The sequence below is a fragment of the Pseudomonas sp. SJZ080 genome (genome assembly GCF_007828295.1).
In the GTDB taxonomy this organism is placed as follows: Bacteria; Pseudomonadota; Gammaproteobacteria; order Pseudomonadales; family Pseudomonadaceae; genus Aquipseudomonas; species Aquipseudomonas migulae_A.
Window position 1 is genome coordinate 51,595 of sequence record NZ_VIUK01000019.1, and the last position, 16,164, is coordinate 67,758.

At 61.2% G+C, this 16,164-nt stretch carries 4 protein-coding genes; 1 reads left to right on the plus strand and 3 read right to left on the minus strand.

The features are described from left to right. Positions 1–46 precede the first annotated feature (46 nt). The 3 genes from FBY04_RS22345 to FBY04_RS22355 are packed head-to-tail and all read right to left on the minus strand — an operon-like array spanning position 47 to position 4,460. Complete coding sequence (locus FBY04_RS22345; RefSeq protein ID WP_145316944.1) at positions 47–1,375, minus strand: TolC family outer membrane protein; 1,329 nt, start codon at positions 1,373–1,375, stop codon at positions 47–49. A gap of 1 nt (position 1,376) precedes the next feature. Next, positions 1,377–2,717, minus strand: a complete 1,341-nt coding sequence (locus FBY04_RS22350; protein ID WP_084321176.1) for an HlyD family type I secretion periplasmic adaptor subunit — start codon at positions 2,715–2,717, stop codon at positions 1,377–1,379. Between the two features lie 6 nt (positions 2,718–2,723). Then, the gene (locus FBY04_RS22355; RefSeq protein WP_084321175.1) at positions 2,724–4,460 is read right to left on the minus strand and encodes a type I secretion system permease/ATPase; all 1,737 of its coding nucleotides are present in this window, start codon (positions 4,458–4,460) and stop codon (positions 2,724–2,726) included. A gap of 669 nt (positions 4,461–5,129) precedes the next feature. Between FBY04_RS22355 and FBY04_RS22360 the strand changes: the two genes are divergently transcribed. Next, a complete protein-coding gene (locus tag FBY04_RS22360) occupies positions 5,130–15,956 on the plus strand; it encodes a peroxidase family protein (protein WP_145316946.1) in 10,827 nt (3,608 codons plus the stop codon). Positions 15,957–16,164 lie beyond the last annotated feature (208 nt).

A 16,164-nucleotide genomic window follows, 5' to 3' on the forward strand; every position in this document is an offset into this window, starting at 1 on the left:
CGCCGTAAAAACACCGCAAGCCCCTGCGGGGGCGTGTAGGTGAACCTCAGTTGGTGACCAACAGTTCCGGGCCGAGGTAGTTGTTGATGTGGTCGATGTCGTCATCGCCCAGACTGCCCACCGAAGAGGCGAGGCGCAGGCGAGACATCAAGTACCGCAGCTTCGCCTCGAACAGGTCGTGGCGCGCAACGAAGAGCAGCTCTTCGGCATTGAGCACGTCCGAGTTGGTGCTGGTGCCTCCTTCCTTGAAGCCCTTGCGTGTCGACATCAGTGAGCGTTCGTTGGACTCTACGGCTCGCTCCAGTGCGCGAATGCGTTTGGCGCCGCTCTGTACGCCGGCATACTCGCGGGTGGTTCCGGAGATGACTTCCTGTCGTGTGGCGTCGAGTTCGTCCAGGGCCTTGGAACTATTGGCACTGGCCTGGCGTGTCAGCGCGCTGGTGCCGCCACCGTTGTACAGCGGGAAATTGACCTCCAGCCCGATTGAGGCATAGCGGTTGCGTTGATTCAGCTCGGAGATTGATTGGCTATCGCCTGCGGTGTAGCCGGCAACGAAATCCAGAGTCGGCCAGTGACCCGCTTTGGCGCGCTTCACTTCTTCCTCAGCCAGGTCGCTGCTATGACGGCGCGCATGGATCAGCGGGCTATCGCTCTGAGCCTTGACCAACCAGTCCTGCAGGTTGCTCGGTAGCAGCGGTGGCATATCGAAGCTCGGACGCAAGGTGGTCAGCGATTCGGGGGGTTCTCCGATGTATTCCTCAAGCTTGCGCCGCGCATTGATCAGGTTGTCCTGCGCTTCGATCAGTTCAGCTTCGGCGAGGTCGCGGCGAGCGATTGACTCGTCGATGTCGGTGACGGTGCCGGCCCCCAGCTCCATGCGCCGTTTCGCCGAGGCGAGTTGCTCATCGAAAGCACTCAACTTGGCCTTGGCGAGGACGATGGTTTCACTGGCCAGCAGCACGTCGAAATAGCTTTCGGCGAGGCGCACCGCCGCGTCCTGACTCTTGGCATCGAACACCGCGACGCTGTAGTCGGCACGCTGTTTACCCTGGCGGTACTCGGCCATTTTCTGTTTGTTGAACAGTGGCTGGCGCAAGCGCACGTTGGCGCCCTTGGAGTCGTAGTCGAGATCCCTTTCGATGCCGCTCTGGCGCTGGGTGCCATTGACCTTGTTGTCGTAGGCCGAAGCACTGATCTGCGGTAGCAGACCGGCCTGGCCGATGGCGCGGTTTTCCAGGCCGGCCTCTTTTTCATGCACGGCGGCGCGGTAGACGGGGCCTTGGTATTGCAACAGATCCCACGCTTGTTTGAGGTCCATGGCGCTGGTCGGGAGGGATAACGCCAGCAGGCAGAAACACAGGCAATGACGGTCCATTTCATTGTTCCTTGAAGGAGCTGTCAACACGCTCGAGCATAGGTTTGAGCAGGTAACTCATCAAGTTGCGCTCGCCAGTCTTGATGGTGACGCTGGCGGGCATACCGGGGCGAATGTGATTGCTGCCAAGCAGGCTCATGCCATCGGGCGTGACTTCCACCTGGGCCAGATAGAACGGTTGCTTGCTTTCCTCGTCCATCAGGCGGTCGGCGGAGACGGTCTTCACGCGGCCGGGGATGTTGGGCGTCTGGGCATGGTTGAAGGCCGGGAAGGCAATGTCTACATCGAGTCCGGGGACCATCTTGTCGATGGCCTGCACGGGAATCATCGCGTCGACCTGCAGCGGCTCGTTGTCCGGAACGATTTCCATGATCTTGAAGCCGGGCTGGATGATCCCGCCGACAGTGGCAATGCTCAGGGACTGGACCATGCCATCGATCGGCGAGCGAATGACCGTGTGGGTCACTTCATAGTCCAGCGCACGCAAGCGGTCGGCCAGGGTGGTGTTTTCCTTGGCGGTGTCGGTGAGCTGCGATTCGACTTCCTTCAGGTAATCGTGCTGGCGCTGCAGGATGCGCAGCTTGATTTCGGTGGTCTGGCTACGCACGCGAGCGATGTTGTTGAGGTTCTCGGCCTGGCCGGCGGCGAGGTCGGCGTTGCTGCGTTCCAGCTCAAGCAGGCGGTTGCGCGGCACATAGCCTTCGGCCGCCAGCAAGCGGGTGCCTTTGAGTTCCTGGTTGAGGAAGTTGATCTGGGAGGCGCGGGCCCCATAGACCTGCTGCAGGCCCTTGAGCTGTACCGCCGACGCTGCGAGGTTTTCCTGCAGGATGCTGATCTCGCCAGCGAGGCCGGCGCGCCGAGTGTCCAGCAAGCGTTGTTGCAGATCCATGGCGGCCACCAGGCGCGGATCATTGCCGAAGCGCTTGAGCAATTCGGGGTCGAAGTTCACCACATCACGGTCGTCACGTTCCGCTTCCAGGCGGTTTTCCACTGTCTTGCTGACGATGTACTGGGCGCTGACCGCACCCTGTTCGGCAAGGGCGCGCAGCGAGTCGAGGCGGACCACCTCCTGACCTTTTTTCACTGAGTCGCCTTCGCGAACAAGAATGGCCTCCACGGTGCCGCCGCTCAGATGCTGCACGGCTTTTCGATTGCTGGTGACTTTTACCGTGCCTGTCGCCACCACGCCGGCATCCAGCGGCGCCAGCCATGACCACAGGAGGAAGCCGCCGAAGCCGGCGAGCACCAGCCACATGGCCTTGCGCACGGGTTTGGCGACGTCCAGATCTACCGTGTGCCTGGAGTCGGTGAGAATCATGTCGGTGTGTTGGCTCATTTGCATGATCGGTCACTCCCGTGCTTTGACGGAGGCCAGCGGGGTTGATGCGCCTGCAGGCATCACACTGGCCTTGCGCAGCGCTGCGAATACTTCGTCGCGACTGCCGAGCATCTGCACGCCGCCGTCTCGCAACATCAACACCTTGTCAACGGCGCAGAGCACATTGGGACGGTGGGAAATCAGGATGACCGTGGCGCCGCGGTTTTTGAGTTGGGCCAGCGCATCGACCAAGGCCTTCTCACCGACGTCGTCGAGGTTGGCATTCGGCTCATCCAGCACAATCAGATTGGGGTCTCCATACAATGCGCGGGCCAGGGCGATGCGTTGCTTCTGGCCACCGGAAAGCGGGCTGCCATCGGTGCCCAGACGGGTCTCATAACCCTGCGGGAAACGCAGGATCATCTCGTGCACGCCAGTCGTTCTGGCGGCGCGGATGACTGCGTCGCTGTCCACTTCACCAAAGCGTGCAATGTTGTCGGCGATGGTGCCCTCGAACAGTTCCACGTCCTGTGGCAGGTAACCGAGCCAGGGGCCAAGTTCGCCCTTGTTCCAGGTGAAGATGTCCGCACTGTCCAGGCGCACCTTGCCGGCCTGTGCCGGCCAGACACCGACCATCAGGCGGGCGAGGGTGGATTTGCCCGAGGCGGACGGGCCGATAATGCCAAGGCTTTCGCCGGGGGAAAGGTTGAAGCTCACCCCGCGCAGAATTGTGTTGTTGGTGCCGGGGGCGCCGGCATACACGTTCTCTACCGCCAGCATGCCCAGCGGCCGCTGCAGCGACATGCTCGGTGGCCGGCGCGGATAGTCGTTCAGCATTTCGTTCAGCCGGCCCCAGGCCGAACGGCAGCCAAGCAGTTGCTTCCACGACGCGATGACTTGCTCCACCGGAGCCAGTGCACGGCCGGTGAGGATCGAGCAAGCAATCATCATCCCGGGGGTGATCTTGCCTTCGATCGCCAGCAGCGCGCCGGCGCCCAGGATCAGCGACTGCAACGTGATACGCACGAAGCGCCCGGTGCTGCTGATCAGGGCGGCGCGGTCGGAGGCCAGGGTCTGCATTTCCAGAATGCGCAAATGGCTTTGGTACCAGCGCTTGCCGATTGACGGCAGCATGCCCATGGCCTCGATGACCTCGGCGTTGCGCAGGTTGTTGTTGGCGTAGCTGGCGGAGGAGAGGGCGGCCTGATTGGCTTCGGCCAGCGGCTTTTGCGTTGCCTTCTCGGTGAGATAAGCCAGGCCCACCAGAATCAGTGAGCCGATCAGCGTGACCAGTCCGAGCAGCGGGTGAATCAGATAGGCGACCAGCAGGTAGATCGGCGTCCATGGCGCATCAAAGAAAGCGAACAGGCCATTACCGGTAAGAAATTGACGCACCTGCGCGAGATCCTGCAGGGCCTGGGCCGGATTGCCACCGGCGCGGCTCAGGTTGCGCTCGAATGCCGCGGTGAAAATGCGTCGGTTGAGGTCCATGTCCAGGCAGTTGCCAACCCGGATCAGCACGCGGGTGCGGAACATTTCCAGCGTGGCCATCAGCAAGAACAGGCCTATCACCAGAAAGGTCAACATCGTCAACGTTGTGACGTTTCGGCTGACCAGGGCGCGATCATAAACCTGCAGCATATAAACGGCTGGCGTCAACATCATGACGTTGATGACACCACTGAAAGCTGCCAGTGAATAAAAACTGCGACGAAGGCGAAAGAGTGCGTCTGCCAATTCGGATCGAGTACTCGATTGTTTGTACATTTGGCTGACCCCTCTCGAAAAGCCGTTAGCCCTTGCGGCGCAACAGCTAACACGTGTGATTCGCAAGTAGCCGTCGATATGCAGGGGTTCGCTCTAGGGAGAATCTCCTGCCATTTCTGCGTTGCTCCCATAGCCAGCAGCGTAGGTGGCGATGTAACAACCTGAAATAACATTTCGCTCTAATGGTGCATCGAACTTTCTATAAGTCTATTAAAAACAGCTAGTTGTAAGGTTAAGTGCCGGTCGTCAGGTTTGAGCGTCGTAAAATTGACAATTATTTGCTGTGCGACTTTAGTCTTACTCATTGACGGCACCGTCCGCCTGAAGCCTGTCAACTCTTTGGCAACGCGAGGCGCAGAGTTCGAGGGAGCACACATGTCGATCGTTTCGTTCTTTTGCAGAGGGAAGGGGTTGTTCAGGAAGTTCGCCTTGACTGCATGTTTCCATGGCCCGCCCAGGTCTCTGGGTCGCTCTGCCTGATCGCACAGCGAGCCATTCTTTAGCGAATTCCAGGCGCGCATCCCGGGGGGCCGTTTAACGGCTTTGCCTTCCCGTGTCAGCGCTCGCCAAAAAAAAAGAACCAACACACTGCGCAAGCCAGCACCTGACTGGGCGTGGGCGGACTCCTATCGCCCGTGTCCTTCCCCAAAGAGATCGAGGGCAAGCAAAATGGCCAATTTCAACAAGTCCGACCTGGAGTTCATCCTCAAGCAGATTTTCATCGCAGAAGCACATGCCGACGGCGCCAGCCTCAGTGATTTGCTACCCAACAGTCAGGTGCCATTCGGCTTGCGTACCGTCGATGGCAGCTACAACAACCTGGTCGCCGGGCAAAGTGAATTTGGCGCTGCGGACAATGCGTTCCCGCGCCTGCTGGATACCTCGTTCCTGGCGTCATACACCGGGACAGGGACGGTGGTGGACCCGCAGCCGAGGATTATCAGTAACCTGATCGTTGATCAGACCGCCAACAACCCGGCCGCGGTTGCGGCGAACGGCGGTGCAGACCCGGTCATCAGCCCAGGCCCCGACGGTGTCTTCGGCACGGACGACGACACGCAAGTGTTCTTCATTCCCAACCAGTCGGCGGACGCCGGTCTGACCGCCGGCTTCAACTCGTGGATGACGTTCTTTGGCCAGTTCTTCGATCATGGCCTCGACCTGGTCAGCAAGAGCATTACCGACTTCGTGTTTATTCCGTTGCAGCCGGACGATCCGTTGTTCGTGCCGGGCAGCCCGACCAACTTCATGGTGCTGCCACGGGCAGTACGTACAGCCGGTGCGGACGGAATTCTCGGCACTACGGATGATGGTCAGCCCAACACCACCTCTCCGTTCGTGGACCAGAGCCAGACTTACAGCTCGCACCCCTCGCATCAGGTGTTCCTGCGCGAATACGTCATCAACGCAGCAGGTGACCCTGTTGCCACCGGGCGCTTGATTACCAACCGCGATCTGGGCGCCGACGGCAAGTTCGGCACTGCCGATGATGGTGGCGCGGAAAATGGCGGCATGGCGACCTGGGCAGTGGTCAAGGCCCAGGCCCGCGACATTCTCGGCATCGACCTGACCGACGCCGATGTGCACAACGTGCCGCTGCTGGCGACCGACGCGTATGGCAACTTCATCCGGGGCCCGAGTGGTATGCCGCAGGTGGTGATACGCATCAGTAACGGCGCTGACGGTATCGCCGGTACAGCTGATGACGTCACGCAACTGGTCGAAGGCAACCGGGATGCTCCGATCAGTCTGGCCAACGCTGTGAGCACCGGTCATGGCTTCCTCGACGACATCGCCCACAATGCCGCGCCGGTCGTCGTCGGCGGGGTTCTGCAGGCGGATGCTGACGCCGATATCGGCAATGCTCAGCCAGCGGGCCCGGGCGGCAACAACCTGACCTACGACAACGAACTGCTCGACGCTCACTACATTGCCGGCGATGGCCGGGCGAACGAAAACATCGGCCTGACCGCTGTGCACCATGTGTTCCATTCCGAGCACAACCGCCTGGTCCAGCAATCCAAGGAAACCATCCTGGCCTCCGGCGATCTGGCGTTCCTCAATGAGTGGCTGGCCGACGATGTCGCGGCGATACCGACTACTCCCGCCGAAATCGCAGCATTGGTGTGGGACGGCGAACGGCTGTTCCAGGCCGCCAAGTTCGGCACCGAGATGCAGTACCAGCACCTGGTGTTCGAGGAGTTCGCGCGGACCGTTCAACCGCAGGTCGACGAGTTCCTTGCCCCCAACGGCTATGACACTTCGATCAACCCGGCCATCCTCGCCGAGTTCGCCCACGTGGTGTATCGCTTCGGTCACTCGATGTTGACCGAGACGGTCGATCGCTTCGACCCCGAGTTCAATCCGCTGCTCACTGACCCGAACAACCCTGACACGCAGCTCGGTCTGATCGCGGCCTTCCTCAATCCGCTGGCGTTCGCCGGCAGCGGGGCTACCGCGGACGAAGCGGCAGGGGCGATCATTCGCGGGGTGACCCGCCAGCTCGGCAACGAGATCGACGAGTTTGTCACCGAAGCGTTGCGCAACAACCTGCTCGGTCTGCCGCTCGATTTGCCGGCCCTGAACCTGGCGCGTGGCCGCGACACTGGCATCCCCACGTTGAACGAAGCGCGGCGTGAGTTCTACCAGACAACCGGTGACAGCCAACTCAAGCCCTACATCAGTTGGGCAGACCTGGCGGACAGCCTCAAACACCCCGAGTCGTTGGTCAACTTCATCGCTGCTTATGGCACGCATGACACGATTACGTCGGCGACCACGCTGGCAGGCAAACGCGATGCTGCTCTTGCGCTGGTATTCGGTGGTGCCGAAGCGCCGGCTGACCGCCTGGATTTCCTCAATAGCAGCGGTGACTGGGCCAACGTCACGACGGCCGGCAGGGATGGGGTGCTGGGCACCGCAGACGACCTGACGGGTGTAACCATCAGCGGCGTCGACGACATCGACTTCTGGGTCGGCGGCCTCGCCGAAGAGAAGATGCCGTTCGGCGGTATGCTCGGGTCGACGTTCAACTTCGTGTTTGAAACGCAGATGGAGGCGTTGCAGAACGGCGACCGCTTCTACTATCTGTCGCGCGTCGCGGGCCTGAACTTCGGCACCGAGCTGGAAAACAACTCCTTCGCCAAGCTGATCATGCTCAACACCGATGTCACCCACCTGTCGAACACCGTGTTCCTGACGCCGACGTTCACTCTCGAAGTGACCCAGGCCAATCAGTTCACTGGCCTTGGCGTCGGCGGTCGTGACGACCCGACGGGCGGCATCATGATCAACGGCGTGGAAGTCGTGCCGCTGGTGATCCGCGACAACCCCGACACCGTGGGCACGGACAGTAATTTTCTGCATTACACCGGTGAAGATCATGTCGTCCTCGGCGGCACCGCCGCCGATGACATCATCATCTCCGGTGAGGGCGATGACACCGTTTACGGCGACGGCGGCAACGATCTCCTCGAAGGCGGCGCCGGGAACGATGCGGTGCTGGGCGGCGCAGGCGATGACATCATCACCGACTCTTTCGGCGACAACCGCCTGGAAGGCAATGCCGGTAACGACGTGATCGTGGCCGGCAGGATGTTGGTCGGGGGCAACCTGATCCTTGGGGGCGATGGTCAGGACTTCATCATCACCACCGAAGACATCAGCACCACCTTCGGCGGTCAGGGTGACGACTTCATCCTCGGTGCCAAGACCAACCTGCCAGCTACCGGCAACGAAGGCGATGACTGGATCGAGAAGGGCACGCAGGACGGTGCGCCTGGCGATAACGCCTCGCCGTTGCTCAATGACGATACGATCGGCAACGACATCTTTGTCGGTGGTGGTGGCTTTGACGAAATGATCGGCGAGGGTGGCGATGACATCTTTGTCGGCAGCGATGCGCAGGACAACATGGACGGCATGTCCGGTTTCGACTGGGTAACCCACAAAGATGACAGAGTCGGCGTGACCGTTGACCTGACCATGGCCGCGCTGGCGCAGCCACACGGTAACGCGCCAAACCAGAACAACGGGCCGTTCAATCCGGTCGGCGCGTCACCGGCCTCAATCCTCGACCGTTTTGCCGAGGTCGAAGGTTTGTCCGGTTCGCAATTCGGCGATGTGCTCAAGGGCGATAATGTTGATGCGGACACAATCATCAACCACGGCGGCACCACGGGCAGTGCGCTGACCAATGTGGCATTGATCCGCGGACTGGAGCAGTTCCTGGCCGATGCCGGGTTGCCCACAACCGGCTTTGCCACGGGCAACATCATCCTGGGTGGCAATGGCAGTGACCTGATCGAGGGGCGCGGGGGTGATGACCTGATCGATGGCGACAAATGGCTCAACGTCAGGATTGCGGTGTATGACGCCGGCGACGTCAACCATACAGGCCCCGAGATCGCCAGCTTCGACAGCATGGTCGATATGATCCCGTTCATGCTCGACCGCACCTATAGCCCGGGTCAGCTCAAGGCCGTGCGGGAAATCCTGCCCGGCACCTCGACGGGCGGAGCGGCTTTCGATACCGCGATTTTCTCCGGGCTTCAGTCCGAGTATGTGGTGACGCGTGACACCCGCGGCACGGCCGATGTGGCGGACGATGTCTGGACGGTGACCGATACCGAAGTGGGTCGAGACGGTACCGATACACTGTTGCATATCGAACGCCTGCAGTTCTCCGATACCCAGCAAGTGCTGGTGCCGGGGCTGAATGCACAACCGGTCGGCAGACCAACCGTCACGGATGGAAACGGCGGCGCAATCACAGTGGGCGACACGCTGACGGTGAACGTGGCCGGGGTGCGTGATGCGAACAATATCGCGGTGGGTAATCTGCAGGGTTTTATCAACAACGCCTCAGTGTCCTACTTTTGGCAGTTTGAAGCCGACCCCGGCACCGGCGTGTTCGAGGACATCATTCTGTTGCCTGCCGGTGACCTGGCGTTCCAGAGCGCCGACGGCACCACCTTCAAGGTCTCGCCTGATCTTGCCGGGCTGTCACTGAGGGTCAAGGCGATCTATCAGGATGGTCATGGCACGACTGAAGTGCTGTTCTCGCAGCCGACTGCCGTGGTGGAACCCGGCGCGCCGGTCGTGCCGACAGCACCGACACCGGTAGTCAATGCCACCGAGGGTGGCCCGGGCCTTAACATGGTCCGCTCCGACCTCAACTTCATCCTTGATCAGATCAAGATTGCCGAGGCGGAAGCGGGCGGTCAGGACATCCTCTCGCTGATCCCGAACATCCGCGCGCCGCTGGGCCTGCGTGCGGTCGATGGCTCGAACAACAACCTGATGAACCTCAATGGCATCAACAACACCGAGTTTGGTGCTGCGGATAACACCTTCCCGCGTTTGACCGATCCGGTCTTCAATCCGGCGGAAGGTGCACCTGCCGGGTTCTTTGGCCCTGGCTCGCCGGCCATTCCGGGATCGTCGTATCAGCAGACCAGCGGCAATGTGTTTGACTCGCAGCCGCGCACCATCAGCAATCTGATCGTCGACCAGACGTCGAACAACCCGGCGGCCTATGCCACGGCTTACGATCCGGGGGCGGACGGTGTGCTCAACTTCGGCGCGACAGGTAATGACGACGTACTCAAGGATGGCACACGGATCGTCGCCAGCCCCGGCATGGATGGTCAGTTCGGTACTGCCGACGACCATGATGTGTACCTGTTCGAGAACACCGCGCCGGACGCAGGGTTGTCCGCGCCGTTCAACGCCTGGATGACCTTCTTCGGGCAGTTCTTCGATCATGGGCTGGACCTGCTGACCAAAGGCGGTTCGGGCACCATCTTCATCCCGCTGCAACCGGATGATCCGCTGTATGTGCCAGGCGGCAACACCAACTTCATGGTGCTGTCCCGCGCGACCAACCTGCCAGGGGCGGACGGCGTTCTCGGCACGGCCGACGACATCCGTGAGCACACCAACACCACCTCGCCGTTCGTGGACCAAAACCAGACCTACAGCTCGCACCCCTCGCACCAGGTGTTCCTGCGCGGTTATGAGCTGACCGACAACGGCCCTATCGCGACCGGCAGGCTGATCACTAACCGTGACTTGGGGGCGGACGGCAAGTTTGGTGGCGCAGACGACACCGAAATCGGCGGTATGGCGACCTGGAAGGTGGTCAAGGCGCAAGCCAACGACATCCTGGGTATTCGTCTTACCGATGCCGACGTCAATAGCGGCCCGCTGTTGGCGACCGACGCCTATGGCAATTTCATCAAGGGGCCGAACGGCTTCCCAATGGTCGTGATGAAGGGCGTTGACGGTCTGGGCGGCACGGCGGATGACGTGCTTGTCGAAGGTAATCCGCTTGCCCCCATTGACCTGACCAATGCTGTGCGCACCGGTCACCAGTTCCTCGCCGACATTGCCCACAATGCCGCGCCGGTGTTCATCGGTGGCGTGCTCGCGCCTGACGGGGATTCCGATATCGGCAACGACGTGCCGGTCAATCCGCAAACCGGGGCCAACCTGGCCTACGACAACGAGTTGCTGGATGCGCACTACATCGCTGGCGACGGTCGGGTCAACGAGAACATCGGCCTGACGGCGGTGCATGCGATCTTCCACTCCGAGCACAATCGGCTGGTCGCGCAAACCAAAGACACCGTGCTCGACTCGGGTGACGTGGCTTTCCTGAACGAGTGGCTGCTCAATCCAGTGAGCGCGTTGCCGGTCAATCAGGCGGAGATCGATGCGTTGGTATGGAACGGCGAACGCCTGTTCCAGGCGGCCAAGTTCGGCACCGAGATGCAGTATCAGCATCTGGTGTTCGAGGAGTTTGCCCGGACCATCCAGCCTAACGTCGATCTGTTTTTCGCACCGACCCAGGTCTATGACGTGGACCTCGATGCCTCGATCGTCGCCGAGTTCGCCCACACCGTGTACCGGTTTGGCCACTCGATGCTGACCGAGACTGTCGATCGTTTCGACGTCGATTTCAACGTGATCGGCGATCCGAACAGTGCTGATCCCGATCAGCAATTGGGCCTGATCGCAGCGTTCCTCAACCCATTGGCGTACGCCGCCAGTGGCGTGACGCCTGAGGATGCAACCAGTGCGATCGTGCGTGGGATCACTCGGCAAGCCGGTAACGAAATCGACGAGTTCGTCACCGAGGCGCTGCGCAACAACCTGCTCGGTCTGCCGCTCGACCTGCCGGCGATCAACATCGCCCGTGGCCGCGACGTGGGGATTCCTTCACTCAACGCGATTCGCCGCGACATCTACAGCCAAACCGGTGACACCCAACTCAAGCCGTACACCAGCTGGGTGGACCTGGTGCAGCACCTCAAACATCCGGAGTCGTTGATCAACTTCATTGCAGCCTATGGCACCCATGAGACGATCACGGCGGCGACCACGCTGGAAGGCAAACGCGCTGCTGCCATGGCGCTGGTATTCGGTGGTGCGGATGCACCGACTGACCGCCTGGACTTCCTCAACGGCACCGGTGAATGGACCAACGTAACGCGGGCCGGCAAGGATGGAGTGCTGGGAACTGCCGACGATCTCAAGGGTGTGACGATCACGGGGGTCGATGCCATCGACCTGTGGATAGGCGGCCTGGCCGAAGCGAAAACACCGTTCGGCGGCATGCTCGGCTCGACCTTCAACTTCGTGTTCGAGAACCAGCTGGAAAAACTGCAGGACGGTGACCGCTTCTACTATCTGGAACGTACCGCTGGCCTGTCGATGAATGCCGAGCTTGAAAGCAACTCGTTCGCCAAGCTGATCATGGCCAACACCTCGGCCACGCACTTGCCGGGCCTGGTGTTCTCGGACGTTGCGTTCTATCTGGAAAGGGACCAGAGCAAGCAATTCAACGAAGGCCTGGGCAATGCCGATCCGCTTGGCGAAAACGGCGAGCAGGTGGTGTTCCGCGACAACCCGCTGACCGCAGGGCCGGACGCCAACTACATCAAATACACCGGTGCAGAGCACATCGTGATGGGCGGCACCAACAGCGCCGATATTCTCATCGCGAGTGAGGGGGATGACACGATCTGGGGCGACGGCGGCAATGATCGCATCGAAGGCGGTGACGGCAACGACCAACTGCGCGGCGGTTCCGGCGACGACATCATCACCGACAAGGGCGGCGACGATAACATCCAGGGTGGCGACGGCAACGACGTGCTGCACGGAGGTAACGGCGTCAACCTGATCATCGGCGGGTTCGGCAATGACTTCATCGTGACCGGTGAGGACGCCTCCGAAGCCATTGGTGGTCATGGCAATGACTTCATCCTGGGCAGCAAAGCCAACGAACAGGATATGGGTAACGAAGGGGACGACTGGATCGAGAAGGGCACTTCGGACGGTGCACCTGGCGACAACTTCGACCCGCTCGGCAACGACCCTATCATTGGCCACGATGTGTTCATCGGCGGTAGCGAGAACGATAAGTTCAACGGCGAAGGCGGCGACGACATCATGGTCGGCAGTCTCGGCTTCGGTGATCGCTATATCGGCGGCTCCGGCTATGACTGGGCAACCTTCAAGGGGCTCGCCCAGGGCGTGAGCATCGACTTCACCGACCGCTTTTTCGATGTTCCGCCAGTACCGGGTTCGGGGGCTTCGGCGCTGGTGCGCTTCGACATCATGGAAGGCCTGTCGGGTTCGTCCCACGGTGACTTCCTGCGCGGTGATAACGAAGACGCCACGTCGCTGCCCACTGCGGGTGCAACCGGCAGTGTGCTGACCAACATCGATCTGATCAACGGCCTGGCGGATCTGCTGCCTGACGGTGCGACGTTCTTCGATGGCGGCAACATCATCCTCGGCGGTAGCGGCAGCGACCTGATCGAAGGTCGCGGCGGTGACGACATCATCGACGGCGACAAGTGGCTGAACGTACGCATCAGCGTCCGGGCGAACGCTGATGGCACTGGCGCGGAAATCGCCACGTTCGACAGCATGGAGCCGCTGGTGCCGTTCATGTTGAACGGTACTTACAACCCGGGCCAGTTGGTCATTGTGCGGGAGATTCTGACCGGCAATGACAGCTTCGACACGGCGCTGTACTCCGGAAACCTTGGGGAATACGGCATCGAGATCGATGGCGACACGGTCATTGTGACCGACTCGGTGGCAGGGCGTGATGGCGTCGATCGCTTGACGGGCATCGAGCGTCTGCAGTTCGCTGACGGGGCGGTATCGTCCGGAGTGGGCACTGCGCAAAACAACGACCCATCGGGTCATCTGGCCATCCTCGATGCGGCTACCGGCGTGCGTGAAGATACGCCTGTCGCCGGCCAGTTGCTGCGCGTCAGCGGTTCGGCGGTACGCGACGTGGATAGCCAGAGCGCGACCAATCCGACCGGTGCAGTGACCGGTGGGGTGGCTTACTACTGGCAGGTCGAAACCATTCCCGGAACGGGGGTCTATGAAGACATTACCTTTATCGCCGCTGGCGAGGCAATGCGGGCGACTGGCAGCACCTTCCTGGTGGGGCCGGATGAGGCAGGTCTGAACATCCGTGTCCGTGCGGTGTACCAGGATGGCCAGGGCACGCTGGAGATCGTCGACTCGTCCGGCAACAGTGAACCGACCGAAGGGGCGACCGTTACCGGGCTTGCCGTGCAGAACCAGCTGTTGACCGCCGACACGTCGACCATCGTCGACGCCGATGGTCTGAGCAATCCGCAGTTCACCTACCAGTGGCAGGCGAACGACGGGCTTGGCTTCGTCAACATCGACGGCGCTACCGCAAGCACGTTCGCGCTTGGCCAGGCTCAGGTCGGCCAGGAAGTGCGCGTGATGATCGGTTACGTGGATAACTTCGGTGTGGCCGAAAGCGTCTCGTCCAACATCCTGGGGCCGGTGGACAACGTCAACGATGCACCGACAGGCGCGTTGCTGATCAGCGATACCACACCGGATCAAGGGCAGGTGCTGACGGCGCTGACGGCGGGGATTGCCGATGCGGACGGGCTGGGTACCTTCAGCTACCAATGGCAGCAAGGTGTTGGCACATCCTTCACCGACATTAATGGCGCGACGGCCTCGACCTTCACCCCGGGTGTGGCGCAGGGCAACCTGCAAATACGGGTGATCGTGCGCTACACCGACGGCTTCGGTGCGCTGGAGTCGTTGACTTCCGCAGCAACCGCGGCGGTTGCGGTACTGAGTGGCGTGGTGCTGCAGGGCAATGCACAGGCGAACACCCTCACCGGTGGCGCCGGTAACGATGTGCTGCTTGGCCTGGGCGGGAGCGATACGCTGAATGGCCTGGCCGGTGCCGACCAGTTGTTTGGCGGCACAGGCAACGACATCCTCAACGGCGGAGACGACGACGACGTCCTCAATGGCGAGGACGGCAACGACACCCTCAATGGTGGGCTCGGCGCCGATGTCATGAACGGCGGTGCCGGCAACGACACGTTCGTGGTCGACAACGTCGGCGACCTCGTCAACGAGGCGCTGGGGGGGGGTACCGATCTGGTGCAGACCGGCTTCACGAACTACCAGCTCGGTGCCAACGTCGAGAACCTGACCTATACCGGCGCCAGCAACTTCACCGGTACCGGCAACGCGCTGGCCAACACCATCACCGGCGGGGTGGGTAACGACCTCCTCGATGGCGGTGCGGGTGCTGACCGGATGGTGGGGGGCGCGGGCAACGATACCTACATCGTCGATGCAGCCACAGACGTGGTGGTCGAGGTGGGGGGTGGCGGTACGGACACCGTGCAGACTTCGTTGGCCAGTTACACGTTGGGCGGTAATGTCGAGAACCTGACCTACACCGGCGTCGGCAACTTCGCTGGCAACGGCAATGGGCTGAACAACGTCATCACCGCCGGGGTGGGGAATGACACCCTCAATGGTGGTGGCGGCAACGACATCCTCAACGGCAACAGCGGCAACGACACACTGAATGGCGACGCCGGCAACGACCAACTGTTCGGTGGCCTTGGTACAGATACCCTGAACGGCGGTAATGGCGATGACAGCCTCGACGGAGGTGACGGGGCGGATACATTGAATGGCGGGGCAGGCAACGACACGCTGCTCGGTGGGCTGGGTGACGACAGCCTGGATGGTGGTACCGGCAGCGATCTGCTCCAGGGCGGCGACGGCAACGATACGCTGCTCGGTGGTGACGCTAACGACACCCTGCTGGGTGGCATCGGCGATGACTTTATCGATGGCGGTAACGGCAACGATACGGTCACGGGCGGTGCCGGCAACGACATGATGGTTGCCAGCAATGGCAACGATATCTTCATGTTCTCAGCGGGCTTCGGGGTCGATCAGATCATCGGTTTCGATGCCATCGCGGGAGGAGGCCAGGACCGGCTCGATATCTCCGCGTTCAACATCACGGCTGCGACCTTTGCCGGCAACGTCACCATCGCCGATGTCGGTGCGGATACCCTGGTCAGCTTCGCTGGAGCCGACTCCATCCGCCTGGTCGGTGTGGCCGATGCAACAACCGTCACTGCTACAGACTTCATTCTCGCCACTTGAGGTCCTGATCAGTACTGTCGCAAAAAGCGTGGAAAACGCAGGGGAGGGCAGCAATGCCCTCCCTTTCTTTTTATTCAAAAAGAGGCTGTCAGTTCGGCTGACAATGCGTGAACCAACCGGGCACGCCAGTAGGTCGGAGCGTGGGAAACGCTCGATCAACATTTAACTTGGGAGTGGAAAGAGGGGAACTCAGCCTTGAACACGTCGA

What these genes read in the sequence shown, in the direction of transcription:
- FBY04_RS22345 (WP_145316944.1), bottom strand. Translation starts at nt 1,375, where the DNA reads ATGGACCGTCATTGCCTGTGTTTCTGCCTGCTGGCGTTATCCCTCCCG.
- FBY04_RS22350 (WP_084321176.1), bottom strand. Translation starts at nt 2,717, where the DNA reads ATGCAAATGAGCCAACACACCGACATGATTCTCACCGACTCCAGGCAC.
- FBY04_RS22355 (WP_084321175.1), bottom strand. Translation starts at nt 4,460, where the DNA reads ATGTACAAACAATCGAGTACTCGATCCGAATTGGCAGACGCACTCTTT.
- FBY04_RS22360 (WP_145316946.1), top strand. Translation starts at nt 5,130, where the DNA reads ATGGCCAATTTCAACAAGTCCGACCTGGAGTTCATCCTCAAGCAGATT.